Annotated in this window: 26 protein-coding genes; 14 read left to right on the plus strand and 12 right to left on the minus strand. The window is 69.2% G+C overall.

All coding sequences use genetic code 11. From position 1 onward, the window contains the following. Window positions 1-25: 25 nt before the first annotated feature. Entirely contained in the window at window positions 26-1,660 is a 1,635-nt protein-coding gene (locus ACRWNM_RS21005) for a GMC oxidoreductase (RefSeq protein WP_431969749.1), read from the minus strand. Window positions 1,661-2,048: 388 nt separating this feature from the next. On the opposite strand from ACRWNM_RS21005, the gene ACRWNM_RS21010 reads away from it, so the two are divergent. The 5 genes from ACRWNM_RS21010 (at window position 2,049) to ACRWNM_RS21030 (ending at window position 7,387) form a co-directional block, all read left to right on the plus strand. Next, window positions 2,049-3,272: a cytochrome P450 gene (locus ACRWNM_RS21010; protein WP_431969750.1), complete on the plus strand. Its 1,224-nt coding sequence runs from the start codon at window positions 2,049-2,051 to the stop codon at window positions 3,270-3,272. Window positions 3,273-3,331: 59 nt separating this feature from the next. Further along, window positions 3,332-3,994, plus strand: a complete 663-nt coding sequence (locus ACRWNM_RS21015; protein ID WP_431969751.1) for a YczE/YyaS/YitT family protein — start codon at window positions 3,332-3,334, stop codon at window positions 3,992-3,994. A 9-nt stretch (window positions 3,995-4,003) separates the two neighbouring features. Beyond that, on the plus strand, window positions 4,004-5,554 hold the full coding sequence (locus tag ACRWNM_RS21020; protein ID WP_431969752.1) for a dolichyl-phosphate-mannose--protein mannosyltransferase: 1,551 nt from the start codon (window positions 4,004-4,006) through the stop codon (window positions 5,552-5,554). An 86-nt stretch (window positions 5,555-5,640) separates the two neighbouring features. Beyond that, window positions 5,641-6,588: a GlxA family transcriptional regulator gene (locus ACRWNM_RS21025; RefSeq protein WP_431969753.1), complete on the plus strand. Its 948-nt coding sequence runs from the start codon at window positions 5,641-5,643 to the stop codon at window positions 6,586-6,588. 64 nt (window positions 6,589-6,652) lie between these two features. Then, complete coding sequence (locus ACRWNM_RS21030; RefSeq protein WP_431969754.1) at window positions 6,653-7,387, plus strand: HD domain-containing protein; 735 nt, start codon at window positions 6,653-6,655, stop codon at window positions 7,385-7,387. Between the two features lie 193 nt (window positions 7,388-7,580). On the opposite strand, the gene ACRWNM_RS21035 is transcribed toward ACRWNM_RS21030, so the two are convergent. Beyond that, window positions 7,581-8,339, minus strand: a complete 759-nt coding sequence (locus ACRWNM_RS21035) for a siderophore-interacting protein (protein WP_431969755.1) — start codon at window positions 8,337-8,339, stop codon at window positions 7,581-7,583. Window positions 8,340-8,475: 136 nt separating this feature from the next. On the opposite strand from ACRWNM_RS21035, the gene ACRWNM_RS21040 reads away from it, so the two are divergent. Next, complete coding sequence (locus ACRWNM_RS21040) at window positions 8,476-9,303, plus strand: NADPH-dependent oxidoreductase (protein WP_431969756.1); 828 nt, start codon at window positions 8,476-8,478, stop codon at window positions 9,301-9,303. A gap of 49 nt (window positions 9,304-9,352) precedes the next feature. Here ACRWNM_RS21040 and ACRWNM_RS21045 read toward each other — a convergent pair whose 3' ends face one another. The 3 genes from ACRWNM_RS21045 to ACRWNM_RS21055 all read right to left on the minus strand — a co-directional run bounded on the left by ACRWNM_RS21045 (window position 9,353) and on the right by ACRWNM_RS21055 (window position 12,283). Continuing rightward, on the minus strand, window positions 9,353-10,345 hold the full coding sequence (locus ACRWNM_RS21045; protein ID WP_431969757.1) for an LLM class flavin-dependent oxidoreductase: 993 nt from the start codon (window positions 10,343-10,345) through the stop codon (window positions 9,353-9,355). A gap of 65 nt (window positions 10,346-10,410) precedes the next feature. Next, a complete protein-coding gene (locus ACRWNM_RS21050) occupies window positions 10,411-11,598 on the minus strand; it encodes a serine hydrolase domain-containing protein (protein WP_431969758.1) in 1,188 nt (395 codons plus the stop codon). After that, window positions 11,591-12,283, minus strand: coding sequence for a TetR/AcrR family transcriptional regulator (locus tag ACRWNM_RS21055; RefSeq protein WP_431969759.1), 693 nt, complete (start codon window positions 12,281-12,283; stop codon window positions 11,591-11,593). The genes ACRWNM_RS21050 and ACRWNM_RS21055 overlap by 8 nt, the downstream gene beginning before the upstream one ends. Before the next feature lie 165 nt (window positions 12,284-12,448). On the opposite strand from ACRWNM_RS21055, the gene ACRWNM_RS21060 reads away from it, so the two are divergent. The 3 genes from ACRWNM_RS21060 (at window position 12,449) to ACRWNM_RS21070 (ending at window position 14,998) form a co-directional block, all read left to right on the plus strand. Next, window positions 12,449-13,885, plus strand: a complete 1,437-nt coding sequence (locus ACRWNM_RS21060; protein WP_431969760.1) for an amino acid permease — start codon at window positions 12,449-12,451, stop codon at window positions 13,883-13,885. Window positions 13,886-14,033: 148 nt separating this feature from the next. Then, a complete protein-coding gene (locus tag ACRWNM_RS21065; protein ID WP_431969761.1) occupies window positions 14,034-14,243 on the plus strand; it encodes a hypothetical protein in 210 nt (69 codons plus the stop codon). Then, complete coding sequence (locus tag ACRWNM_RS21070; protein WP_431969762.1) at window positions 14,240-14,998, plus strand: hypothetical protein; 759 nt, start codon at window positions 14,240-14,242, stop codon at window positions 14,996-14,998. Before ACRWNM_RS21065 ends, ACRWNM_RS21070 begins: the two co-directional genes overlap by 4 nt. A 12-nt stretch (window positions 14,999-15,010) precedes the next feature. Here the strand turns inward: ACRWNM_RS21070 and ACRWNM_RS21075 are convergent, their stop codons facing one another. Further along, complete coding sequence (locus tag ACRWNM_RS21075) at window positions 15,011-16,426, minus strand: MDR family MFS transporter (protein ID WP_431969763.1); 1,416 nt, start codon at window positions 16,424-16,426, stop codon at window positions 15,011-15,013. A 217-nt stretch (window positions 16,427-16,643) separates the two neighbouring features. Here ACRWNM_RS21075 and ACRWNM_RS21080 point away from each other — a divergent pair, with 217 nt between their 5' ends. The 4 genes from ACRWNM_RS21080 (at window position 16,644) to ACRWNM_RS21095 (ending at window position 20,220) form a co-directional block, all read left to right on the plus strand. Then, window positions 16,644-16,937: a hypothetical protein gene (locus ACRWNM_RS21080; protein ID WP_431969764.1), complete on the plus strand. Its 294-nt coding sequence runs from the start codon at window positions 16,644-16,646 to the stop codon at window positions 16,935-16,937. A 313-nt stretch (window positions 16,938-17,250) separates the two neighbouring features. Next, window positions 17,251-17,574: a hypothetical protein gene (locus ACRWNM_RS21085; RefSeq protein WP_431969765.1), complete on the plus strand. Its 324-nt coding sequence runs from the start codon at window positions 17,251-17,253 to the stop codon at window positions 17,572-17,574. Then, entirely contained in the window at window positions 17,571-18,872 is a 1,302-nt protein-coding gene (locus ACRWNM_RS21090; protein ID WP_431969766.1) for a hypothetical protein, read from the plus strand. Before ACRWNM_RS21085 ends, ACRWNM_RS21090 begins: the two co-directional genes overlap by 4 nt. Further along, window positions 18,859-20,220, plus strand: a complete 1,362-nt coding sequence (locus tag ACRWNM_RS21095) for a hypothetical protein (protein WP_431969767.1) — start codon at window positions 18,859-18,861, stop codon at window positions 20,218-20,220. The genes ACRWNM_RS21090 and ACRWNM_RS21095 overlap by 14 nt, the downstream gene beginning before the upstream one ends. A gap of 7 nt (window positions 20,221-20,227) precedes the next feature. Here the strand turns inward: ACRWNM_RS21095 and ACRWNM_RS21100 are convergent, their stop codons facing one another. The 4 genes from ACRWNM_RS21100 to ACRWNM_RS21115 form a co-directional block, all read right to left on the minus strand. After that, entirely contained in the window at window positions 20,228-21,037 is an 810-nt protein-coding gene (locus tag ACRWNM_RS21100) for an APH(3'') family aminoglycoside O-phosphotransferase (RefSeq protein ID WP_431969768.1), read from the minus strand. 161 nt (window positions 21,038-21,198) lie between these two features. Beyond that, entirely contained in the window at window positions 21,199-22,032 is an 834-nt protein-coding gene (locus tag ACRWNM_RS21105) for an ADP-ribosylglycohydrolase family protein (protein WP_431969769.1), read from the minus strand. An 87-nt stretch (window positions 22,033-22,119) separates the two neighbouring features. Further along, complete coding sequence (locus ACRWNM_RS21110; protein WP_431969770.1) at window positions 22,120-22,947, minus strand: NAD(P)H-binding protein; 828 nt, start codon at window positions 22,945-22,947, stop codon at window positions 22,120-22,122. A 100-nt stretch (window positions 22,948-23,047) separates the two neighbouring features. Then, entirely contained in the window at window positions 23,048-23,524 is a 477-nt protein-coding gene (locus ACRWNM_RS21115; RefSeq protein WP_431969771.1) for a MarR family transcriptional regulator, read from the minus strand. A gap of 265 nt (window positions 23,525-23,789) precedes the next feature. On the opposite strand from ACRWNM_RS21115, the gene ACRWNM_RS21120 reads away from it, so the two are divergent. Further along, window positions 23,790-24,164: a hypothetical protein gene (locus ACRWNM_RS21120; protein ID WP_431969772.1), complete on the plus strand. Its 375-nt coding sequence runs from the start codon at window positions 23,790-23,792 to the stop codon at window positions 24,162-24,164. 12 nt (window positions 24,165-24,176) lie between these two features. Here the strand turns inward: ACRWNM_RS21120 and ACRWNM_RS21125 are convergent, their stop codons facing one another. After that, entirely contained in the window at window positions 24,177-24,929 is a 753-nt protein-coding gene (locus ACRWNM_RS21125) for an LGFP repeat-containing protein (protein ID WP_431969773.1), read from the minus strand. Window positions 24,930-25,217: 288 nt separating this feature from the next. Next, entirely contained in the window at window positions 25,218-26,219 is a 1,002-nt protein-coding gene (locus tag ACRWNM_RS21130; protein ID WP_431969774.1) for an Acg family FMN-binding oxidoreductase, read from the minus strand. Window positions 26,220-26,324 lie beyond the last annotated feature (105 nt).

A 26,324-nucleotide genomic window follows, 5' to 3' on the forward strand; every position in this document is an offset into this window, starting at 1 on the left:
AAGATGCCGAAGCGTGTGTCTCGGCCTACTCCCCAGAACTGATGATCTGTTCGATATTGCGCTCGGCCAGCGCGCTGATCGTCAACGCGGGGTTCACTGTTCCGGTGCTGCCGGGCACGGCCGCCCCGTCCATCACGTACAGGCCTCGATAACCGCGTACCCGACCGTACCCGTCTGTCGCGCGTCCGATCACAGCGCCGCCCAACGGGTGTGAGGTGAACGAGGCGTCCCCGCCTATGACCGGTAGGGCGATGGGCGGGCAGTGGCACGCCACCTTGTCGTTGACTTCCAGCGCTCGCGCGAGGTAGCCGGCCGCGCCGTCGTCAGGCCATTGCAGGTCCACCCTGCCATTGGCCGGGTTGTAGACGAACCGGCCGCGGGTGTCGTCGAGCACGATGCCCAGCGATCCGAGGGTGGTGATGTCGAAAGGCGTCGCGCCGGGGATGAACCAGTTCTCCAGCGACACAGGTCTGCCCGCCTCGTCCAGAATCCGGCTCGCGGACGGTGCGCCCTGCGTGCCCACGTCGAGTGAGGTGAGCGGTCGCGCCAAGCCGACATCGCCGTTGCTGCCCCAGCCTTCGCCGATGTGTTCGTTCAGGTTCGGCAGCGCGCCGGTCTCCCGCGCGCGCACCAACAGCTCGGAGGTGCCGATCGAGCCCGCACCGAGGAACAACATGTCGCAGGTCAGCGTCCGGGTTCGGAGCACCTCACCGGTGGGTGCGAGTTTGGTCAAGGCAACGATATAGCGACCCGACGGTCCGGGTTCCTTGGCGATGGCGTCCACACGGTGGCCCGGATAGATCCGGGCGCGGCCGGTGTCCTCGGCATAGCGCAGGTAGTTCTGGTTCAGATCGAACTTCGCGCCGTTGGAATTGCCGAGGTTCGAACAGCCGACCGTTGCCGACGGCTTCGATCGCCCGGCCAGCTCGTCGCGGATGATGTTCCAATTCCACATGCCGTCGATACGCTGCGGCATATAGCCGGCCGCGCGGACCTGATCGTCCCAGGCCCGCGCGTGCGCGAACGCGACGGAGTGATAGATGTCGTCCGGTATCGGGCTCGGCCGCAACATATCTCGGACTCTGGGGTAGTAGACGTCATGCATCTCGTGGTAGTCGACCACACCGCCGAACACATGATCGAAGAACCGCTGCTCGGGCTCGAGCATCACTCCGGTGAACACCACTGAGCCACCGCCCACGCACGCACCGCGCCACACGTCGATGCCCGGGTAGTTGGAAACGTCGAGGACCCCGCCGAACAGATCGAACGACATGGTGGCCCTGGTCACTCCGGTGAACGTGGTGCGATGCCAGAAGCCACGGCCATCCGGGATGGTGTCGACGGCGAAGATGTAGCGCCACGGATCATTCGGCCAGCGCGACCCGCGCTCGAGCACCGCGACCTCGGTCCCGGACTGTGCCAGGCGCAGTGCGGCGATGGATGCCCCGAACCCCGAGCCGATGACGATCGCAGGCACATGGTCGGCCGGATCCGGCAGCGGCGCGAAGATCTCCGGCACCAGTACGCGGTACATCAACGAATTCGGGCTGTCGGCCCACGCGGGAGAAGCGAGCGTGCTTCCACCCGCAAGACCCAGCAGCGCGGCGGCCAGGCCGACGCCTTTGACGAAGCCGCGCCGGTCCGTCGTGGCCCTCATGTGATCTGAAGGTCGCTCCATCACATCCCCGTACCTCTTGGTTTGTGTTGGGAAACTCGGTTACGCGCGGGCGGGCCGGGACATGGCGATGATCATTGCGATGTGTGTCCTCGGAGCTTGCTGATCAAGGCGTAGTCCGCTCTACCACGCTACCTGCGTGGCAGGACCGCAGCGCCGGAGTCGGTGCGATCGACCACCGTGACGACCATGAGCAATGCCTTCCGGCCCCGGTCGGCGACGTCGCCGACGGCGGCTAGCCGAGAATTTGCCAACCGTGTGTGCGGCGGCGCTTTACCATGGGGAGATCCAGCGTGGGAGGTGACAAATGTTAGCGCGCGCGTGGATACGGTGGCTGTTCCTCCATCGCCTGGCACGGACCTATCTTTTGGTGTCGGCACGTCGGGGCGATCCCTTCGCGCAGATCGTGGTCGGTCCGGATCGCGAGCGCGGCGCGCCGCGCTCCGTAGAGGAGATCCGGCAGCGGGGCCGGATGCCCACGATAGCGCAGCAGGTGCACGTGACCGCGGACCACGAACTGTGCAGGCTCATCCTGCGGGACCGTCGCTTCGGCACGTTCACACCCAACAATCGAGCCCTGCCGAAGCTGATGCGATGGGTACTGACCAAGACGGATCTGGGGCTTCCCAACCTCGCGGAACCGCCTTCGATGCTGGTGACCGATCCGCCGGAGCACACCAAGTACCGCCGCCTGGTCGGGCAGGCATTCGCTCCGAAGGCGATAGCCAAACTCGAGGAGCGGATTGTCGAAGTGACCGATGATCTGCTCGAACGCCTGAAATCGACGCCGCGACCTGATCTGATCAGCGACTTCTCCGAGCCGTTGCCGATCTCGATCATCGCCGAGATTCTCGGGTTGCCCGCCGACATGCACTCGACCCTGCTGAGGTGGGGAGACACCGGTGCGCCGCTGCTCGACCGAGGCCTGACCTGGGCCGCTTTCCGCCGCGCCATCGAAGACTTGGCCGAGGGGCAGCGGTATTTCGACCAGCACATCGCCGGGCTCGCCGCCGAACCGGGCGACGATGTGCTCAGCATGCTGGTGACAGGTGGCGAGCTCACCCGCCGCGAGCAGGTGGCCAACGCGGCCCTGCTGCTCGACGCCGGATTCTTGACGACGGTGAACATGCTCGGCAACGGAATCGCCCTGCTGACACGCCATCCGGACCAGCTGGAAATGCTGAAGGCGCAGCCGGAGCTGTGGCCGGGTGCGGTCGAGGAAATCCTGCGCTACGACGGACCCATACGGATAACGGGCCGCCTCGCGAGTTGCGACGTCGATATCGCCGATCAGCACGTCGAATCCGGTTCCCTGATCCTGCTTTTGCTGCAGGGCGCCAACAAGGACCCCACCGTCTTCCCCGATCCCGAACGATTCGATGTGACCAGGGCCAACGCCGCGGAACATCTCTCGTTCAGCAGCGGGGTGCACAGCTGCCTGGGAGCCCACCTCGCCCGATTGGAAGGCGCCATCGGGCTGCGAGCCCTCTTCGAGCGGTACCCGGATCTGCGTCTGGACGGTCCGCCGATCCCGCGTGGCCTGGTGAACCTGAACAGCTACCGCTCCATGCCCGCCACACTCTCCGCCAACTGACAGCCAGTTATCGGCTACTGGATCTGTCTCTCGATGCCAGTGGCGGTCATGCTGGGCCAATGCTTCTCCGGCGGTTGGTCGCGCTCTACAGCGGATTGTGGTTGTACGGGTTCTCCATGGCGGTCATGGTGCGCGCCGGGCTCGGACTCGACCCGTGGGATGTGTTCCACCAGGGCGTGGCCGAGCACGTGCCGCTCAGCTTCGGCGCCGTCACCGCGGTGACCGGCGCGGTGGTGCTGCTCGCGTGGATTCCGTTGCGGCAGCGGCCCGGCCTCGGCACGATCAGCAATATCGTGGTGATCGGGTTGTCGGTGGACACCGGACTGTGGCTGCTGCCGACGGGGGAGTCGCTGCCGGTGCGCGTCGCCGCGATGCTCGCGGCCGTGGCGCTCAATGCGGCGGCCACCGTGCTCTACATCGGCGCGGGCATGGGTCCGGGGCCGCGCGATGGACTGATGACTGGCCTGGTCCGGCGCACGGGCTGGTCCGTCCGGCTGATCCGCACCGCCATCGAGGTGACGGTGCTGGTCACCGGCTGGCTGCTGGGCGGCAGCGTCGGCATCGGCACCCTCGTCTACGCGTTCGGCATCGGTCCGCTGATTCAACTCATGATCCCCGCCGTCGACCGCCGGCTCCCGGGATTCCACGCCGTGCACCGATCCGTGCCGAAAACCGCCGCGGCCGAGCCTGTCTCAGCGGAATTGTCCAGGGAGCGCCTCTAGTATCGACGCATGATCCAGCTGACCGAGCCACGGCCAGTACCTTCTGCCCTTACCAGCCCGCGCCCACTGCGGCCGATCGCGGATTTCGGACCCGAAGATCGTCTTCGCGGATGGCTTGTCACCGCTTTTCTCACCGCACTCGCGGCGGTCACCCGCTTCACCAATCTGAATTATCCGACCGACGGCGGACATCCGGTATTCGACGAGAAGTACTACGCATCTCAGGGCTGGGAGATGCTGACCAACGGGATGTGGATCGATGACAATCCGGGGTTTTCCGTCATCGTCCATCCGCCGGTCGGGAAGATGGCGATCGCGCTCGGCGAATCGCTCTTCGGCTACAACGCCTGGGGTTGGCGGTTTTCCGCCGCAGTAGCCGGAACCGTGTTGGTGCTGATCGTGATTCGCATCGCGCGGAGGCTGACGCGTTCGACCGCGGTCGGCGCGATCGCGGGCATTCTGATGGTGGCCGAGGGCGTGACTTTCGTTCAATCCCGCATCGGAATGCTGGACATCTTCATGGCTTTGTTCGCCACCGCCGCATTCGGCTGTCTCGTCGTGGATCGCGATGAGATCCGCGCGAGAACGGCCTATGCCGATCTCGCCGGACGCACGCTGTCGACACCGTACGGGCCGAGGTTGGGCGTGCGATGGTGGCGGTTCGGCGCGGGCGTATTCCTGGGACTCGCCTGCGGGACGAAGTGGTCGGGAATCTACTTCTTGGCCGCCTTCTTTCTGATGTCGCTGGCGTTCACCGCGGTCGCTCGGCGCTCGTACGGTGTGGTCCGGCCGTGGGTCGGTACGCTCGTTCGCGATCTGGTCCCGTCGATGTACGCGCTGATCGTCATTCCGTTGGGTCTCTACCTCGCCTCGTACGGCGGCTGGTTCGCCAGCGAGACCGGTATCAACAGATATGCGGTCGGAAATCACGTCGGCGCCGGGGGATTCTTTTCCTTCGTGCCCGACGCGCTGCGGTCGCTGTGGTACAACAGCGGCGCAGTTCTCGAATTCCATACGCACCTGACGAATTCGGCGGGTAATCACCATCCGTGGGAGTCGAAGCCGTGGACTTGGCCGATGGGGCTGCGTCCGATGCTGTACTACTTTCCCGATCCCGGTACGGCGACCGGCTGTGGCGACGCGCCGTGCGTGAAAGCCATCATGCTGATCGGCACGCCCGCTGTCTGGTGGCTGGCATTCCCCGTACTACTGTGGGCCGCTTGGCGATCCGTCGCCCATCGGGACTGGCGGTACGCGACCGTGCTGATGTGCTATCTGGCGGCGTGGCTGCCCTGGTTCGCGTCCCTGGATCGTCAGATGTACTTCTTCTACGCCACGGCGATGGCGCCGTTCCTGGTGATGCTGCTCGCGATCGGACTCGGCGATATCCTGGGCCGCGTATCGGCCTCCTCCGAGCGCGGGCGTTTGCGATTGCTGATCGTCTGCCTGTACCTCGGAATCGTGATCGCCGACTTCGCCTGGATATGGCCGATTCTCACGGCGACGCCGATTTCGATGGATACCTGGAATCGGCAATTGTGGCTTCCGAGTTGGCGATAGGCGCCGCCCGGCCGTGCTGACGACGTGGCCGGATCCGAGGGTTGCGTGTCCTCGAGGACATGACCGCGCCCGCCCAGACTGGGCTCATGGAATCGGATCGTGGCGATGTGGTGGTGGCGATCGCGGAGGGCGTGCTGTTGCTCGACGTCGCCGGGCCGGTGCAGGTCCTGCACTGGGCGGGTCATCGCATCCGATTCGCCTCACCGGACGGCGCACCGGTTCGCACCGACGTCGGCGCGCCGCTCGGTGTGGAGGGCGCCATCGATGACCTCGCCGCCCGCGCCGACACCCTGCTCGTGCCGGGATACGCGGTGGGCGAATCGCTTCCGCCGGAGCTGGTGCGCGCCGTCGCCGCGGCGGCGGCGGACGCGCGTCGCGTCGCGTCGGTCTGCACCGGTGCTTTTGTGCTGACCGAGGCCGGCTTGTTGGACGGACGTAGGGCAACCACCCATTGGCTGGCGTGTACCGAACTGGCGCAACGATTTCCGCGCATCGCCGTGCAGCCGGACGCCATCTACGTGCGTGACGGGGAGATCATCACCTCGGCGGGCGTGAGCGCGGGCATCGACATGGCGCTCGCGCTGGTCGAGGAGGATCACGGGCCGGAGGCGGCGCGGTCGATCGCCAAACACCTGGTGGTGTTCCTGCGCCGCCCGGGCGGGCAGTCGCAGTTCAGCCTGCACACCGGCACCGCGACGCCGCGCGCAGGCGGACTGCGCGCGGCGATCGACTCGGTCGTCGCCGACCCGGCCGCCGACCACAGCCTGGCCGCGCTCGCGGCACGCGCCGCGGTGAGCGAACGCCACCTGACCAGGTTGTTCCGCAAGGAGATCGGGGTGACCCCGGCGCAGTACGTCGAGCGGGCACGGATCGAGGCGGCCCAGCGCCTGCTGGAGGCGGGCGACGAGGGCGTGGCGACCGTCGCACGGCGCAGCGGGCTCGGCTCCGAGGAAACCATGCGCCGCACCTTCCTGAAACGGCTCGGCGTCACGCCGACCGACTACCGCAACAGATTCCGCGCCGCGGCGCGCTGAATTCCCGTTCCGCGCGCCGTATCCCGCGGCGTCGCGGTGCTTTTCACCGAACGAGGGGAGACCCATGTCCATATCACGTCGCACCGCCCTCGGCGCCGGTCTGGCCGGTGCCGCGCTCGCCTGGTCCGCCGATCAGGTGGCCGCGCAGGCGGATTCGCTCGCCCTGCCGTCCACGCCGCTGGCGAGCCGCGCCACCGAACTGATCGACCGGGCGCTCGCGCCGCACCTGCGTAATCACAGCGTGCGCGGCTACCTGTTCAGCCGCGCGGTCGCGGCCGCGCAGGGCTTGGCGCCCGGGTCCGGCTACGACGAGGAGCTGATGTATCTGATCTGCGCGCTGCACGACATCGGCCTCGGCGACATCGCCAACGGCGACCAGCGTTTCGAGGTCGACGGCGCGGACTACGCCGCCCGCTTCCTGGAGGACAACGGCGTCACCGACGACCGGGTGGACATCGTCTGGGATGCGATCGCCGCGCACACCTCGGGTCTCAGCGATTCGCCCGTCTACCGCCGCAGGCGCAGGCCGGAGATCTGGATCGCGGTGCAGGGCATCGGCATCGACATCGGTGGCAGCCCGGCCGACCTGCCGCCCGGCTACGCCGACCTGGTGCACGCGCGCTACCCCAGGCTGGGCGGCAGCCGGGCCCTCGCCGACTCCGTCGAAACGCAGGCGCTGGCGAATCCGCTCAAGGCCCCGCCCGGCTCGCTGCCCGGCGACATCCTCCGGCAACGGCACCCCGACCTGCCCTACCTGACCTGGGACGCGATCCTGGCCACGAGCGGTTGGGGGGATTGATTTCCGATGTCGTGAAGGTTTTTCACCGTAGCGGTTGAGCGGGCGGCACCGAGGACGGTCGCTCAACGGTTCGGCCGCGACCTGGGTGGCCCGCCGGTGGGAGGTCCGCCGACGGGAGGCCCAGCCGGTCGGCCCCGTTTTCACCGCGCCGGCGCGGGCGGTGAAAACGGGCGTACGCGGGCCGACGCGCGTATCAATCGACGGTTACCGTCTCCTTGGCGGCCAGGTCTGCCTTCCACTCGCGGAAGCCCTCCTCGGTGCGCCCGCGGCGCCAATAGCCCGAGATCGAGGCGGCCCACTCCGCGGGCACCTGCCGTTCCCTGCGGATGTAGCGGCGCAGATCGTGCATCACGGACTGCGCCTCGCCGTGGATGAAGACCTGGACGTGGCCCTCACGCCACGGGGTGGCCCGCACGGTCTCGGCCAGCAGCTCGCCCGCGGGCCGCGCGCCGCGGTGCAGCCAGGTGAACTCGACGCCCTCGGGCTTGTCGAGCTTCAGTTCGTCCTCGGGGCCCGACACCTCGACGAAGGCATGGCCGACGGCGTCGGCGGGCATCGCCTCCAAGGCGGCCGCGATCGCGGGCAGCGCCGCCTCGTCACCCGCGAGCAGATGCCAGTCCGCGTCGGCGCGCGGGGCGTACGCGCCGCCCGGGCCGTACGCGTCGATGGTCTCGCCGGGCTGCACCGAGGCCGCCCAAGGGCCCGCGATGCCTTCCGAACCGTGGAAGACGAAGTCGGCGGCCAGCGTTCCGGCGTCCACATCCACCGAGCGGACGGTGTAGGTGCGCAGCACATCGACGCCGTCGCGCGGGAAGATGAATTTCACATAGGAGTCGGTGAATTCGCTGGGCCGGAACGCGGTGAAGCCCGGACCGCCGAAGTGGACTCGGATCAGGTGCGGGGTCAGCCATTCGGTGCGCAGCACGGTGAGAGTGGTGCGGGGGCGTGCCAAGGTAACCTCCGGACAGTCGGTGATTTAGGTATGCCTTACCAACCGTACCCGGACTAGGGGCGGTGCGGGGTGTGCCGTTCCGTTCACGGTGACGGTTAACGCAGACGGGCGCCTCGCCGGTCGTCAAGATGAGGGCATGACCCAGATCGCACCGACCCCGACCGATGCCCTGCGCCAGCGCTACCGCGACGCGACACCGGTCGAACCCGCCCACTGGAACCCGGTCCTGCGGGTGCTGCACGAGCACCGGTCGGTGCGACGCTACCTGCCGGATCCGGTGTCCGACGACATCCTGAAGCTGGTGATCTCCGCCGCCCAATCCGCGCCGACCTCGTCGAACTTGCAGGTGTGGAGCGTGATCGCGGTTCGCGACGAGGCGCGCAAGGCGCGGCTGGCTGCGCTGGCCGGCGGCCAAGCGCACATCGAGCAGGCGCCGGTGCTGCTGGTGTGGACCGCCGATTTCGCCAGGCTCCGGCAACTCGCCGACGACCGCGGCGCCCCGCTGGAGGGCGCCGACTACCTCGAATCCAGCTACGTGGGCTTCATCGACGCCGCACTCGCCGCGCAGAACGCCGTCGTCGCGGCGGAATCGCTCGGGCTCGGCACCGTCTACATCGGCGCGTTGCGCAACAAGCCGGAACAGGTCGCCACCGAATTGGGCCTTCCGCCTCAGGTTTTCGCGGTGTTCGGACTGGTGGTCGGTCATCCCGACCCGGCCGAGGAGACCACGGTGAAGCCGCGGCTGCCGCAGGAGGCGGTGCTGCATCACGAAACCTACGAGCTGGCGGCCCAGCGCGAGCATGTCGCGGAGTACGAGGGTCGGATCGCGGAGTTCTATGCCGAGCAGGGGCTCGCGCACTCCTGGACCGAGCGGGTCCTGGACCGGCTGGCCTCGGCGCGCAGCCTCAACGGCCGCGACCGGCTGCGCGAGGCATTGGCCGGGCACGGTTTCCCGCTGCACTAAGCGGTTCGCCGCGCCGCGTGCTCCGCTGAGACTCCGGATCGGCGGCGCACTAGGCGGCCGCCACCTTGGCGATGAGCTCGAAGGAGCGGGCGCGGTCCTCGATGTCGTAGACGAGGGTGTTGAGCATCAGCTCGTCGGCCTCGGTGCGGCGCAGCAGGTCGTCGAGCTGGCCGCGCACCGCCTCCGGCGAGCCCATCACCTGGCCCGCGCGGCGCTGCGCGATGAAGTGGCTCTCCCGCTCGGAGGGCTGGAAGGCCGCGGCCTCCTCCGGCGTCGGCAGCGCCCGCGGCCTCCCGGAGGTCAGATAGAGGAAGGCCAGGTCGCGCGGGCGGGCCAAGGCGTCGGCGCGCTCGTCGGTGTCGGCGCAGATCGCGGACGCGGCGACCATGGCGTGCGGCCGCTCGAGCTGGTCGGAAGGCCGGAAGTTGTCGCGATACAACGCGAGCGCGGCCTCGGTGTTCGTCGGGCTGATGTGGTGCGCGAAGGCGAAGCGCACCCCGAGCACCGCCGCCACCTGCGCGCTGTAGCCGCTGGACCCGAGCAACCAGATCTCGGGCGCGGCGCCCCGACCCGGTGTGGCGGAGATGCCGCCCGGCCCCACGCCGCGAAAGTACCGCAGCAGATCGGCCAGCTCGCTGGGGAACGATTCCGCCGACAGCCCTTCGGCGGTGCGCCGCAGCGCGAGCGCGGTGGCCTGGTCGGTGCCGGGGGCGCGTCCGATGCCGAGATCGATCCGGCCCGGATGCAAGGCGTCCAGAGTGCCGAACTGTTCGGCGACCACCAGCGGCGCGTGGTTGGGCAGCATGACCCCGCCCGAACCGACCCTGATGCGCGTGGTCGCCGCCGCCAGGTGCGCGATCACCACGCTCGGCGAGGAGCTGGCGATACCGGGCATGTTGTGGTGCTCGGCCACCCAGAATCGCCGATAGCCCAATTCTTCGGTCCGCCGTGCCAATTCGGTCGTCGCGGCGAGCGCCTCGCCGGGGCTCGCGCCGGTCTGCACGGGCGCGAGATCCAGAACGGACAGCGGGACGTCGAACATGCGGCTCCTCCAGGGCAGACGGCCACCGGTGCAACGTCCCGCGCTGCCGACATATTTCCGGCGCGTCAGCGGGCGGCGGCGAGGGCGCGGAAGACCGTGATGGTGTCCATCTCGTCCTGCATGGTGCCGTGGTCGCTGAGCTTGACGATGACAGTGCGGCTCGGCGGGTCGACGTAGACGTACTGTCCGTACACGCCGATGGCCATCAGATCGGGCTCGGCGCCCGTCGGGTGCCACCACTGCGCGCCGTATCCCCAGTCGGAGACGGGCAGCGGCGCGGGCGTGGAGATCCGTTCGATCCACGCGGGCGAGATCACCTGGGTCGCCCCGGCGCGTCCGCCGTCGAGCACCAGCCGGCCGATCTTGGCGAAATCGCGGGCGGTGGCGTTGAGGCAGCAGAACGCCTTCTCCTGGCCGCCCGCCCGGTCGAGATTCCACAGCGCGTCGTCCTCGGCGCCGATCGGAGCCCAGATCTGTTGGGCGAGTAGCTCACCCAGTGGCTTCCCGGTGGCCCTTGCCAGCGCCATGCCGAGCAGCTGGGTGTCCACGCTGCGGTAATCGCCCCTGCTGCCCGGCGCGAACCGCAGTCCGCGGTGGTCGCGAACGAAACCGTCGAGGTCCTCGGTGAGATACATGCGGGCCGTGCCGGTGAGCGGCCAGTACGGGTTGTAGTTCTCCGAGACGTCGACGCCGGAGGCCATGTCCAGCAGCTGGCGCAGGGTGACGGTGTCGTATTCCGTGCCGTTGGCGAGCTCGGGCAGGATGTCGACGAGCCGGTCGTCCTCGCGCAGCGTGCCCGCCTCGACGGCGCCGCCGATCAACAGCGACACCACGGATTTCGCGACCGACCACGAGGACTGCATGGTGGTGGGACCGACGCCGGAGCGGTACCACTCGTTGGTCAGCTTGCCGTCGCGTACCACCAGGAACGAGTTGGTTCCTGTAGCGGTCAGGAACTCCGCGAACGGAACGCGAGAACCCTTCCACGGCACCGTGTCCGGCAACGGCGCCGTCGCGACTGGAAAGGGGCGCGGGGACGGCGCGGCCGGTACGGTCCGGCTCTCGAACAAGCCGCCCTGTGTCGACGGCGCGTCGCTCAGCAGGTGCGCGAGCGTGGTCGGTCCCGGAATGCGCAACAGCGGTGCGGCGGCGAAGGCGGCGCCGACGACCACGGCCACGATCAGGCCGAGGGTGACGGCGATCCGCAGCGCGTAACGGCGCAGCCGGGAGCCGTGGGTGGGCTGGTCAGTCATGAGATTCGTTCCGCTCGTTGGTATTCGACTTCGTGCGCGCGTCGACCGCGGTCCAGAAGGCCTCGATCATGGTGTCCAGCACCATGTCCTGGTCGACCGCTGCCACTCGCGTGGCGTATTCGGCGATGCCCGGGTACTCCTCGGCGTCGACCGCGTAATACTCACGCGTCCACGACCTTTCGTCGGCGTCGCGGACCTTCTGCGGCAGCACCGCGTAGCTCGCGCTGACACCGGCGTAGGACAGCACGCTTACCGCGAGCATGCGCTGGTAGCGGGCCACGTCACCGGGGGAGAGGCCGAGCTCGGCCAGCGCCGTGAGCATCATGTCGACCACCGCGAACTCGCCGGGCCCGCGGGTGGTGCGCGAGGCGATCGCCGCGCCGACGTACGGGTGCCCGACGAAGACCGCGACGACCGCCCTGGCCAGCGCCTCCAGTCGCGGTTTCGGATCGAGCCCGCCGGGCACCTGTTCGTAGGCCAGGGTCAGCAGCCGGTCGCCGACGGCGCGCAGCAGCGTGTCCTTGTCCGCGAAGTGCCGCCACACGGCCGAGCGGTCGACGCCGAGTTCCTCGCCGAGCGCGCGTCCGGTCAACCCGTCGGGACGGCCGCGCGCGGCGATGTCCACCGCCGCTGCCACGATGCGATCCCTGGTCAGCCGGTGCGGGCGGGCTGTCTTGTCCGACATGACCTGCTCCTGTCACCGTTGTTGTCATCATTGATGACATCGATGGTGACAGAGCGAGGGAATAGGAGCAACAAGGTTGTCGCGCGGACCGTGCCCGCCGGCTTCCCGGCCGTCGCCGGTAGCGTGACGTGCTGATCTTTCGGATGAGGGGAAGGACTGTTAGGTATGACAGCCTCTGACCGCCGGCTACCAGCGGACGCGGCGCTGTCCGATTCGGCCGCGCCGGGCGAGGAGGGTTATGCGCGGGGTCTGAACCCGCGCACGATCCAGATGATCGCCATCGGCGGCGCCATCGGCACCGGTCTCTTCTACGGCGCGGGCGGAGCCATCGAACAGGCGGGGCCCGCGCTGATCCTGGCCTACCTGGCGGCCGGCTTGGCGATCTTCGTCATCATGCGCGCGCTCGGCGAACTGCTCACCTACCGGCCGGTCTCCGGCAGCTTCGCCGAATACGCGCACGAATTCCTCGGCCGCTTCGCCGGTTTCGTGACGGGCTGGACCTACTGGGCGGTGTGGGTCGCGACCTGCATGGCCGAGATCACCGTCGCGGGCAAGTACGTGCAGTACTGGTTCGACATCGAGCCGTGGATCACCGCGCTGGTGGTGCTCGGGGTGATGTTCGCGGCCAACATGATCTCGGTGCGGTTGTTCGGCGAGGGCGAGTTCTGGTTCTCCGCCATCAAGGTCACCGCCATCCTGGCCATGATCGGCATCGGTATCGCCGTGCTGGTCTTCGGCATCGGACACGCGACAGACCCGACCGTGACGAATCTGTGGAACGACGGCGGCGTGTTCCCGAACGGCTTCGGCCAGTCCCTGCTCGTGTTGCAGATCGTGCTGTTCGCCTACGTCGGCGTCGAGCTGGTCGGCGTGACCGCGGGCGAGGCGCGCGATCCGCGCACCACGCTGCGCAAGGCGATCAACACCCTGCCCTTCCGCATCGGCCTGTTCTACGTCGGCGCGCTGGTGGTCATCATGTCGGTGGCGGGGTGGCGCTCGTTCCACGCGGGCAAGAGCCCGTTCGTGGAGGTGTTCGAGCAGATCGGCATTCCGGCCGCGGCGGGCATCATCAACTTCGTGCTGCTGACGGCGGCCCTCTCCTCGTGCAACTCCGGCATCTACTCGACCGGCCGCATGCTGCGCAGCTTGTCGCTGCGGCAGGAGGCACCGGCCCGGTTCGGCGAGCTGAGCGGTCGCTCGGTGCCCTATGTCGGCATCACCGCCTCGGCCGCGGCGATGGTCATCGGCGTGGTGGTGAACGTGATCTCGCCGGACAAGGCGTTCGCCTACATCACCTCGGTCTCGACCATCGGCATCATCTTCGTCTGGGGCACGATCCTGGTCTGCCATCTGCGCTACCGCGCCAAGGTGAGCCGCGGCCTGCTGCCCGCCAGCGACTACCGCCTGCCCGGCGCGCCGGTGACCTCGGTGGCGGCGCTGGCCTTCCTCGGTCTCGTCGTGGTGCTGCTGTTCTGGACCGAGAGCGGACGCACCGCGATCGTCGTCGGCGCGGTGTGGACGGTGCTGGTGTGCGCAGGCTACGTGGTGATGGACAAGCTCGGCGGCGGAGCGCGCGAGCAGGAGGAAGTCTCGGTGCGGTGATGCGGCCGGGCCTCGAACCCGGTCCACCCCGCTCGGAACACATCGCCCCGCGCTCACCCGGCGCGGGGCGATCCGTCTTCCTACCACTTTCGCTACGGTTGGTCGAAGGAGTTCGAGAGCCCGATCCGTCCGACGCACGGAGGTAGCGATGGCGCAGAAAACGCTGGCCGAACTGATCCCCGGCGATCTACCCCCGGCCATCGCCGCGCTGCCGCCGGACCGCCGGGCCGAACTGGCCGAGACCGTGGAACGCGCGGAGGCCAAGCAGTTCGACGACCTGCACGAGGCCGCGATCTCCCTGCTGGATCTGCTGCCGCGGATGCTGCGCGGCCCGGTGAAGAAGGCGGTGGGGCGGTGACCGCGCCGAGCGTCGCCCCGCAGCTCGTCAAACTGGCGCGGACGCTGCGCGTCCCGGTGGACGACCTCGGATACCTGGGCGACGTGCCCGACGCGGAATTGCGCCAGTTCCGTATGCAGGTCGCCGACATGCTCTTCGACCACCAGGCACACGGGCTGCGCCGAATGGCGGGCGCCACCAAGGTCATTCCCATCCCGATCCTGGTCAAGCTGGTCGGCCGCCACCACAACGCGCTGCTGGCCGCCAAGATGTCGGCGGTGCTCGACCCGGGGCACGCGGTGCAGATGGCCAAACGCCTGCCCGTCGATTTCCTCGCCGACATCGCCGCCCAGCTCGACCCCCGCCACGCGGCGACCATCATCGCCGGGCTGCCCTCGGCCACGGTGCGAGCCGTCGCCGAGCAACTCGCCGCGCGAGGCGACTGGATCACCCTCGGCGATCTGATGTCGTCGGTCTCCGACGCCGCGGCGCGCGCCACCGTGGTGGTGCTCGACGGGCTCGCGCTGACCCGCACGGCGTTCCTCGTGGACGAGCCCGCGCAGCTCGAACGCTTCGTCGGACTCGTCCCCGAATCGAAGCTCGCGGACATGCTGTCCGCGACCGCCGACCACGATCTGTGGCCCGAGTTCCACAGCACCCTGTCCGCGCTCTCGCCGGACGCCGTGCGATCCGTGCGCACGGCGGCCGCCGGGCTGCCCGCAGTTCAGCGGGACCGCGCTCTCGCCGAAATCGAAGGCCGCCGCGCCGCGGAATGACCCGCGCCCGGATCAGGTCGTGCCGTCGGCGCTGCGGTTCGGCATCATGGCCGAGGCCACCAGCATGACCGCGGCCATCGCCGCGACGGTCACGAAGACCAGGTGCACCGCCGAGGCCAGGGTGTGCGGGGCGGGGTGGTCGGTCTCGCCGACCCTGGAGTTGACGATGGCGCCGAACACGGCGACGCCGATGGCGCTGCCGATCGAGCGGGCGAACATGTTGGCCGAGGTCACCACCCCGCGCTCGGACCATTCGGCGCTCGTCTGCGCGGCGATCAGGGTCGGCGTCGCGACCAGGCCCATGCCCGTGCCGATCACGAAGCAGGACGCGGAGATCTGCCACAGCGTGGAGTGCTCGTCGATGAGCAGAGTGGACGCGGCCCCGAGTGCGGCGAGTCCGCTGCCGATGAGGGCACTGCCGCGAAAGCCGATGCGCAGGTAGACCTTTCCGGCCTGGGAGGCGGCCAGCGGCCAGCCGAGGGTGAGCGCGCCGACGGTGAGCCCCGCGACCAGCGCGCTGGTGCCGAGCACGCCCTGGGTGAAGGTCGGCACGTAGGAGGTCAGGCCGATCAGCACCGCGCCGATCAGCACCGAGACCAGGCTGCTGGCCACCACCACCCGGCGGGTGAAGACCCACAGCGGCAGAATCGGATTCGCCGCCCGCCGTTCCACGAGCGCGAACAGCACGAGCACCAAGCCGCCCCCGGCGAAGATGCCGATGCTCGCGGGCGAGGACCACGCCCACGCCTGGCCGCCCTCGAGCAATCCGAGGATGATCGCGCCCGCGCCCAGCGTCAGCAGGCCCGCGCCGAGATAGTCGATGTCCTGGCTGCGCCGCACCGTGTGCTCGGTGAAACTGCGCAACAGCATCCAGGCGGCAACCGCCGAGAGCGGCAGGTTGACCAGGAAGATCCAGCGCCAGCTGACGAAGTCGGCGAACACGCCGCCCAGCAGCGGACCAGCCACCGAGGACATCGCCCACACGCTGGCCAGGTAGCCCTGCACCCTGGCGCGTTCGGTCAGTGTGTAGAGGTCGCCCGCGATCACCATGGTCATCGGCTGGATGGCGCCCGCGCCGATGCCCTGCACCGCGCGGAAGACGATCAGCGCGAGCATGCTGGGCGCGAGCCCGCACAGCAGCGAACCCAGCGCGAACACCGCGATGCCGAACAGGATCACCGGTTTGCGGCCGACCGTGTCGGCGAGCTTGCCGTAGATCGGCACCGTCACCGCCTGCGCGAGCAGATAGATCGAGAAGAGCCAGGGGAACTGGGCGAACCCGCCGAGGTTGTCCGTGATGGACAGCACCGCGGTGGCGATGATGGTCGAATCGAGGGCGACGAGCCCGGTCGACAGCATCAGCGAGCCGAGTATCGCCCCGCGTTCGGACCGGAGGCCGATGGACGACTGCGCGGTCTCGGTGGCCACCGGCGGCCCCCTTTCGTTCGTTCAACTAAGCATCACGAACGAACGTATCGCTGTCCCGACTATTCCCGCACGGAAATTTCCGGCGGCGCCGGGCACCGCCGCGTCCGATCGGGGCGGCGCGGTTTCGACGGCCTTCCTCCCTCCCCGGCCAGTAGGCTGGCGTGGTCGCGCGGGCTCATCGCGGCGCGATCCGATTTCGACAGCGAAGGGGGCCGGAATGTCGTTGCGAGGACAACTCGGTGGGGCGCAGACGGCGGGCGCGCTCGTCTTCGGGACGCCGCAGGAGACCGCCGACGGGTCGGTCATCGTCACCGCCGCGCGGGGCGGCTGGTTGGGTGGCGCGGCGCGGCCGCTCGGCGTCTTCGTCGTCAAGGACGGTCAGGCCAGCTGGACGCCCGCCGTCGACGCGGGCCGGATCGCCCTTCTCGGCGAGACGATCGGGCTGGTGGCCGTGGTGCTCGGCTTGCTCGCGATCGTCCGGCGCCCGCCGTGGCCGGACCTCTCCCGCTGAGATCTGTCGACCGAGCTGTTTCGGGAAAGCCCAGTTCGTCCGGCTCGGAAAGCGTTCCCGCCGTGCGGCATCGAGTCCGCTTCGTCCCGGATTGCAAGACAGACCGACGATCTCGGGGCGAGTCGTGCGACTATGGGACGCAGGTCGCGAACCGGACGGACGCACATCATCGGCGATGGGCACGTCCGCACGGCACGGCCAGGCGGTGCCGCCGGTGTTTCGTGGTGATCCGGCGCGATGTCGGACCGGACCGTTAAGCTCGGCTCAACCGTGATGCGACAGCGAGAGTTTGGTTTTCCGTGAAGGGGGAACGATGGACACGCTGAAGCTCGACCCGGCGGCGATGGCCGCCTACACCGCGATAGCGGAGACCGTGGCGCAACAATTGGCCCAGGCCTCGGCCGCCGCCTCCGGCGCGGTGAACTCGCAGAAGCTCGACGCCGATCTCGGCATGGTCGGGGCGGAGTTCGTCGCGCGGTTCACCACCGCGGTGTCCGAGCACACCCAGGCACTGTCCACCGCGGGTCAGCTGGTGGCCGCCTACGGTCAGGTGCTGCGCGACTACGGTGCGGCCATGCAGACCGGCGACGCGGACACCGCCGCAGCCCTGGCGAAGACCGGGGAGGAGCTGGCATGAGGCGGCTCAGCGCGCTGCGCCGACGGCGCCCCACCGAGCAGACCAGCACCGACACGCTGCCGGTCGTCAGCAACGATCCCACCTCGGACCCGCCGATCGTCGCGGCGCTGGTGCAGCCGATGCTCTCGCTGCGCGCCACGCTCGGCACCGGCGCCACCCTGCCCGATCGCGCCATCACCGGCGCCCTGTCGGCCGCGTCCACGCACGCCGCCGAGTCCGAGGGCCCGCACCGGGACGGTCTGTACGCGCTGGAATCCACCTGGACCTCGCGCGGCGCGGACGCCGCCGTGCCCGCGTTGCGCACCACTCAGACCGAGATCGGCGAGATCTCCGATCGCGGCCCCGCCTACCTCGCGGTGCTGGGCGACGCGCAGGCCACCAGCGCCCGCGCCGCGCGCCGGGTGGATCAGATCATCGCCGACTTCCGCCGCGACGCGAGGGTGATCCTCGGCAACGCGACCGCCGCGCCCGACACCGACGCCGTCATCGAGCGCGCGGCGCAGGCGCTGCGCGACGCGATCACCACCGTCGGCACCGCGCGCACCGAGATGAACGACCACACCCGTCGATTGGACGAGATGGGTCCGCTCACGGTCACCTCGCCGGGCGGTATCGGCGGCACGAGCCAGCCGTCCATCGGCGGCACCTCGACCGCCGCCGTTCCTGGCGTCACCGTGCAGGGCCAGCCCTTGGATCCGGCGCAGGTCGCCCAACTCCAGCTGCAACAGCAGCTCGTCTCGGCGGGCGTGCAGCTGGGCACCGCGGCCATTTCCGCGGGCGTCGACATCGGCACGCATCTGATCGACAAGATCGTCGAAGTCGGCACGCACGCCATGGACACCGTGGCGGCGTCCGCGGACAAGGTCATCGAGCAGGCGATCCCGGAACTCGTCAACCCGGGCAGCACCACGAACGGCGCCAACAACGGTGGCACGTCCGGCACGCCGTCGAAGGTGATCGACTTCGGCGGCGGCTCGTCGCCGTCGAACCCGTCGCAGAACGCGACGGGCCCGAGCGCGAAACCGGATGCCCCGAAGCCCGAGCACAGGCCCGCGCCGCCCGCGTCGATCATTCCGCCCACGCCCGCGCCGCAGGACACAGCGCCCAAACCGCCCGAGCCTGCCGGACAGCCGGGCACGCACGGTGGCGTCGCGATGCCGCCGCCGATGGGCGGCGACCAAGACCGCAGGCCGCGTGACGGCCAGCTCGGCGTGACTGTTCCCGCGGCCGCGATGATTCCGGAATCGGTCACCGTCCCGGCCGCCGTGATCGGCGACTTCGGCGATGACGCGCCCTGACCAGGGCCCCTCGAACAACCAGCAGGGCCAGCCGAATCCGTTCGACACCGGGCTGCCGATGCTGCGACTGCCCGCGCCGCCGACCGGTAAGCGTCGACGGCGACGGCCCGCGGCGCGTCGGTCCTCGGCGTCGTCCGGCGCACCCCTGCGTGCGCCGGAACCGCCGCGCACACCGCCACGCCAACCAGAGCCGCCGCGCGTCGCGCCGCCTGTGATGCCGGAGCCGTTCTACGGGACCGAGCCGCCGCGGACCGGATCGCCGTCGGAGCCGCCGCGCGTTGCGCCGCCTGTGATGCCGGAGCCGTTCTACGAGCCCGAATCGCCGCGCGCCGGATCGCCGCTCGCGGGCCCGGAGCCGTTCTACCAGCCCGAGCCGCTGCGCACCGGATCGCCGTCCGAGCCGCCCGTTGCGCCGCCTGTGATGCCGGAGCCGTTCTACGAGCCTGAATCACCGCGCACCACATCGCCGTTCGCCGGGCCGACGCCGTTCTACGAGCCCGAGCCGCCTCGGGCCGAGCCACCGGTGCGTCAGCCACCGCGACGGATGGGCGAGTGGGCCGAATGGCTCGACCCGCCGATCCGCTCCGAGGAACCCTCGGATTCGCCGACCGTCGAGATCCGGGTTCCGGTCGACGAAGAGCCCGAGCCGGAGCGCGGCGGCGACGAGGGTGTTCCGGTGGTCCCCGCGATCATCGACCGGACCGGCGGCAATCCCGGTCCGGCGCTGCGCCGTCCGCGTCCGCGCCAGCCGGAGCAGCAGCCCGAGCGCGGCAACAAGCTTCTCGCGGTGCTGATCGGTCTCGGCGTGCTCGTCGCGGTGGGTTCGATTCTGTGGGCGGTGCTGCCCAGCTCCGGAACTCGCGCCGCGCCGACGCCGACGCGCCCGGTGCCCGCGGCCGACGACGCCCGGCCGACCGTGTCGCCGACGCCGACCGGACCCGAATCCCCGGCGGCGGTGGCGACTCCGGGATGCGAACAGCGCCGCACCGGTGATGTCGTCTCGGGCACCGATATCGGTGGCACCCTCGACGGCCCCTCGGCGATCATGGCTTTCGAACGCGCCTATTACGTGCAACGCTCGGGCGTCGCCGCCCGCGCCGTGGTAGCCCAGGACGCGACGGTCCCGCCCGCCGAGCAGATCCAGCGCGGCATCGATCAGGTGCCGGTCGGCACCCGCTACTGCGTGCAGATCACCCGCACCGCCGCCGGGGCGGGGGATGGGCAGTCGCACTGGGAAGTCCGGCTCACCCAGCAGTACCCGGGTCAGCTGCCGAAGACCTTCACCCAGATCATCACCACGAAGACCCTCACCGGACGCACCTTGATCACCGGTATCTCGATGGCCTGACTCCGCGTCAGCCCCAGGTGAGCGGATCGAGATGCAGATAGAAGCGCTGCCGTTCCGCGTCCAGGTCGATGCCGTAGCGTTCGGCGAAGCGGCGGTCGGCGTCCAGCGCCCACCGTTCGTCGGGCCAGGTCTCGCGCGAATTGGCCAGCAGCAGAGCGATATCGACGTACGGATCGGCCACACCGAGGCGCCCCAGATCGAGGAATCCGGTGACCGACCGCGTGTCCGGATCCAGGACGATGTTCGGCAGGCATAGATCTCCGTGGCACACCACGGATTCCACGGACTCCCGCGCGACCCACCGGTCCACCTGGGCGGCCAGCCGAGCCAGCAGCACTGCCGGAGGCGTGTCAAGCTGCTCCTCCGGCAGGAACTCCGTGTTCACCGCGCCGCGGGCCACCACGTCCTGCGCCTTCGCGAACATCGTGGTGACGCCGCGTTCGAACGGGCAGGTATCGGTCGGTAGTTCGTGCAGACGGTGGACCGCGTCGCTGATCGATTCCCACGCGGCGGCCAGCGCCTCGGCGGACACGCGGTCGGCGGGCACGCCGGGCACCACCTTCGTCACCAGGCAGGCAGCGTCGGCGTTCTCGCGCCACTCGAGTGGTCGCGGCCCGGAAATTCCACGGGCGCACAGCCATTCGGAACGATCGCGCTCTTGCGTCAGCTCGGCCGCCGCGTTCTCCGTGACGCACTTCGCGTACCGCGAGCCGTCGCCGGCGCGGAATACGGCGGCCTCCGACTCCCCGCTGTCGACCGGCTCCCACTCGCCGTCGGCGGGGAGAACGGATCGGTATCGGGTCAGCGCGTCGGGCACGATTCGACGTTAGCAGCGCGTTCTCGATACGAACCGAGCTCGACCGTCGATTCCGGATCGCCCTCGGCGCGCAGCCTGCCGGTCTCCAGCAGCAGACAGTGGCCGCCCGCGCAGGTGTCGTGAGCGCGCCGAGGTCGACAGGAACTGGCGCGTCGGTGCTCTCAGCCCAGTAGCCGGCTGTTCAGGCGAGCGAGGTAGTCGCGGCCGTACGTCCCGTTCTCCAGGTTCTCCAGCAGCACAGACGGAAGGTCCTGTGTGATTTCGGATGAGCGCGCGGCGGCGGCGAGGGCGATCGTCGCGACAGTGTCCACGTCTCCGGTGAACGCGACGCAGGTGCGCAACAATTCGCTCATCGTGCCGCTGGTGGACAACGCGGTGAGGGCGGCGCCGACGCTCATGCGTCCTTTGGAACCGACCTTGCCGCGCCACGGCCGCGACCATCCGGACGGGACGTGACTGTCCACCCACTGCGGGAGGTTCGCGACCGGGCCGAGCTCGTAGTGGCAGTAGTGGACCGCCAGCGCCGCGGCCTGAGCGGAGGCGATCCCCGCCGGAGTGTCGTGGGTGACCGCCGCCTGCACCGCGGCATGGTGCAGCACCTCGTCGACAGTGGGGAGCAGGCCGATCGGCGTCGCCCGCATGGCGGCGCCGCTCTTGTCGCTGTCGGGCCGGATCCGGCGCAGGAATTCCGCGCCGTCGTGGACGGAGCGGAGGAAGTCGTAGAACCGTCCGGCGTAGCCCTCGCGCGGGTCACGGTGGAACGCCGAGACGAATTTGTCGGCCAGCCCCAGCGGCGTCCACGGATCCCCGGCGACCAGCAATTCGGCGATGGCCAAGGTCATTTGGGTGTCGTCGGTGTACGCGCCAGGGCGGATGCCGAGATGCTTCGGGTGCTGCACGTAGCCCCGCAGTGTGTTGTGCGCCGCCACGAACGCGGGATCCGCGTACTCGAATCCCGCACCGTACGCATCGCCGATCGCCGATTCGACCAGCACCCGCCGCCCCCTTCTGTCGGGATCACCGACCCGGACGGTCGGTGATCCAAGTAATCCTCTTACCCGGCAGCGTATTACGGATTCCAGTTACGACCACTCGTTCCGGTGATCGGCGACCCAGTCGGCGAACGAGCGCGTGGGCCGTCCCAGGATCGTCGCCAGCTCCTCCGTGACGACCGGTCGGCGCTCGAGTTCGCGAGCGTAGCGGTTCATCAGTGCGTGCACGAACCCCTCGTCCAGGCCGTGCGCGATCATCGCCGACGCGGCTGCTTCGGCCGGAACCTCTTGGTATCTCAGGGGTTTGCCGATCACCGTGCCGATGATCGTGACGAGCTGCTCCAGGCTGAGCGCCTCGGGGCCGGTGATCGAGAGCCGTCGTCCGTCGAGCGCGTCGTCGACCATGGCGCGAGCGATCACGTCGGCGACGTCCTTTTCGTGGATGACGGCCTCCGAGAACGCCGCATACGGACCGAACACCTTGTCGCCCATCGAGATGACACCGCGCCACATCGCCAGGGTGTTCATCGCGAACGAGCTGGGCCGCACGCTCACCCACGGCAGCCCGCAGGCGACCACCGCTCGCTCCACTTCGGTGTTGCGATCGCCATTGAACCGGGACGGCTGATGCGCCGGTTCGTCGTCGGCATTGATGGCCGACAGGACGACGACGCGCCGGACGTCGTGGGCGACAGCTCGGCGGAGCAGGTCGTCGACGGAGTCCTTCGTCGCTCGCGGGTGGACGAACAGGGATTCGACACCCGCGAGATCCAGATCCTCGGGCGACACCAGGTCGACGCCGTCGGGCAGCGCGACGTGGGGGTGCCGGGAAACCGCCCGGACCGGGAGTCCGCCGGAGGTCAGCGCGGTGACCAACGGTCGGCCGATGACGCCGGTGGCGCCGGTGACGAGATACATGAGGTTCCTCTCTCGGTCATAAGATATGAATCTCATATTATCTGGCGACCGTAAAGACTTCATATGGTTTTCGTAACAGTTTCCGGCGTCTCGCGTGGGCTCAGGCGAGCTCGTCGGCGGCTGCGCGGCCCGCCGTCGCGGTGCGGTGCAGGAACCCGGCGATCAGTTCCAGTTCGGCGGGCGTGTAGTCCTCGCAGAGCTCGTCCATCCGGCCGTTCATGCCGGCGAACAGGTCGAACAGCTCGTGATTGCGATCGCCGAGCGCGCGCACGGTCACCGCCCGCCGGTCGGCGGCCTCGGGGTCGCGCTCCCTGACGACCCAACCGCCGCGCTCCAGCCGGTCGAGAATGCCCGTCAGCGTCGCCGGGTGCAGATTCGCCGTGCGGGCCAGCGCTGTCGGCGTCAGCGGGCCGTGCAGGTCGATCAGATCCAGGCAGGTCCAGTCCACGTCCCTGAGCTCCACCTTGCCGCCGAAGCGCCGGTTCAACAGGGCGAGTTGCGTATTCAGCTCGCGCAGCCCGCGTTTGACCGTCTGCGTCTCGCGGCGGTGCTGACGTTTCGCGGCTTCCCGGCTCATCGTCTCGCCCTTCCTTCGTATGGTTTCCATATCATACGAAGAATTCCCTGGCGCCGTCGCGGAGGAGCAAGCAATTTATTGCTATCTCGAACTCCGTTGACCGGCAGCACCGGAACTCCTGCCGTGCTGCACAGTCGCGTGCGCCGAGCGGCTGGGAACCGTGACGAAGCGGACACGGAGGTGACCTCGGATGTCCGCTCGCCGAACGGCATCACGGCAGCGACCGGGCCGGAATACTTCGGGGCGTTACCGGAAAGGGAATCGCATGAACAGCTTTCACCGGCGCGCAATGGTCGGCGCGGCAATGGTCCTCGGCAGTGTGCTTCTGGCGCCGCCTCCCGCGCAGGCCGCTTCGGCGGGCGTCTACGGCATCGTGCCGAAGTGGGGTGGCTGGGACTGCACCGGGCCGCGGAACAAGGTCGCGTTCGTGACCTACCACAACCACACGTCGGGGAAGAACGGCGGCGACGCGGGCGACGACATCGTATGGATTCCCGTCACCTTGAATCGGAACAACAACATCACGATGAGCATCAGGTGCAGCTTCGGTACCCATATGGCCCAGAACTTCGTCATCAAGCCCACTCGCAACGCGCAGTCGTGGTGGTTCCGGCTGAACGGAACCGCCACGAGCAACTAGCGTCCGAAAGGCTCAGGGCATCCAGGTGATTCGACCGCCTTGGAAGTCCTGGGCCTTGCCGCCCTGGTAGTCGTATTCTTCGCCGGTGGGGTAGCCGTAGCGGCCGTTCTCGGCTCCCGCGCGGACCCAGTCGTCGCGAATGGCGCCCCAGACGACGTGGGCGCCGGTGGGTGCGGACCAGTAGATGGCGCCGCCTGCGAAGAGGTTGTAGCGGCCGTTGTCCGCGGCGGCGGTGGCTTCGTCGGTAATGGGGAAGCCGAGGGCACCACCTTCCCAGCCGTAGGCTCCCCACCTGTCGCGAATGGCCCCGCCGATCTGGTGTGCGTCGGTGCCGAGGGACCAGTAGATGGATCCGCCTTGGAAGTGGTTGAAGCTGCCCGGTCTGCCCGGTGTGGCGAGTTCTCCGGTGACGGGGTAACCGAGGACGCCGTTCTCCCAACCGAACGTGCCCCACTTGTCGCGGATCGAGCCGCCGATCAGGTGGGCGTCGGCCTCGGGATGCCAATAGACGGAGGCGTTGCGTTCGAAGGCTTGGAATCGTCCGCCGCGGCCCGCGTCGAGTTCGGGGGTGACGGGATCGCCGAGGGCGGCGGGCCCGCCCGCGCGGTCGTATTCGACCTCGATGGCCCCGCCGACATCGAAGGCGCCGACGGGGCGCGCGGCGGCGGCGCCGATGCCCGCGGCGAGCGCGAGCGCGAGCGCGGTGGTGGCGATGGCGCCGCGACGGGACGCGGACAGGCTGCTGGTGCGACGTTGCCGAGCCAAGTGAACTCCTTGACAGGTGTGAACCGGAGGGCGGACCGGGATCGCGAAGCGCCCGGTGTCGACGTGCGAGGTCAGCGTACTGGCGTCGGCGTGCGATGCCCGTCCCGACTCGCGCACGACCGGAGCGAAAGCGCAGCTCTGCGCCACGTGGCCGAGGGTGCCGGTGTCGTCGTCGACACGAGGTGCATCGGCGATCCGTGCGCGGTCGTTAGCAAACCTTGCGATTCGTTTCCTTGGTCCGGTTCGCTGTGGGCGCGATGATGTCCGTGCCGAACGGGCGCGTCCCGGCTATTCGGAGGTGATGGTGAGGATGTCCTCGATCGGTAGGCGGGGTGTCGGCGGCACGGGATCCGGTTCGGGTGCGCTGCCCACGCGGATGACGACCTGGGGGCGCAGGTGGCCGGGTATCAGTGTCTCGATCACGCGCCGGGCCGCGGGCAGCTCGGTGATGTGCGTGAGCGGACACGTCGAGAGCCCGGCGCCGGTGCACTCCAGCAGCACCGCCGACAGCGCCTCGCCGGTGCGCAACCACTGCGCGGGCGTGTCGCCCGAGGAGCTCAATGACAGCAGACGGGCTCGATCCTCGGCCGTCGTCCGGCGGGTGGTTCCCGGCGCGAGGGGGAAGTCGCGGCGAACGGGCACGCGCCCCGCCTCGGCCGTGGTCGCGAGCGCGGTCGGAGGAATGCCCTCGGATATATCGAAATGTCCAGTCCACCAGCGCAATTCGCTCTGATACGGCTTGTCGTAGCGACGCAGCGCGGCGGCCTGATCGGACACGGCGGCGAGTCGGTCGCGCACCGAGTCGGGCAGGTCGTCGAGCGTGATCTCGCACGCGCGCGCCACTTCCGTCACGCCGGGCAGGAGGGCGTCCCAGCCGTCGGGTGCGTCCATCGGCAGTCGGTCGGAGTACCTGCGCCCGATGATGCGGGCCTGATTGCGGATGCGTTCGGGCGGATCGGGCCAGGGCCGGAAGGCGAGGGCGGCCAGATAGCGCGGCCGCGCCGGATCGGGCAGCCGAACGACCTCGGTGTGCCAGCCATTTGCGGCGAACGCGGTCCTGGTGTGGTGCAACAGTGCGCCGCAGCTGATCACCTGCTGGCGCCCGTCCGGATCGGCCATCGGAAGCAGCCGATCGGGGTCGCTGTACAGGTGCAGCCGCTTGCCGTCGAAGATCAGGCGCCACGGCTGGGAGTTGTGCAGGGAGGGAGCGCGGCGGGCTACCTGCAGCGCGGCGGCGACGGCCGAGGCATCGGGAACTGCAGATCCGGCACGAGCGTTTTCTGCGGTCATGCCTATCGAGTATTGCACGAGGTGAGCGGGCATCGAGGAGCAGGCGGGTCCGTCGCATCGGTGGCGCCGGTCACCTTCCGCCACCGGCAACTTCGATCTCGCCTC

It is taken from the genome of Nocardia sp. bgisy134 (assembly GCF_965341865.1).
In the GTDB taxonomy this organism is placed as follows: Bacteria; Actinomycetota; Actinomycetes; order Mycobacteriales; family Mycobacteriaceae; genus Nocardia.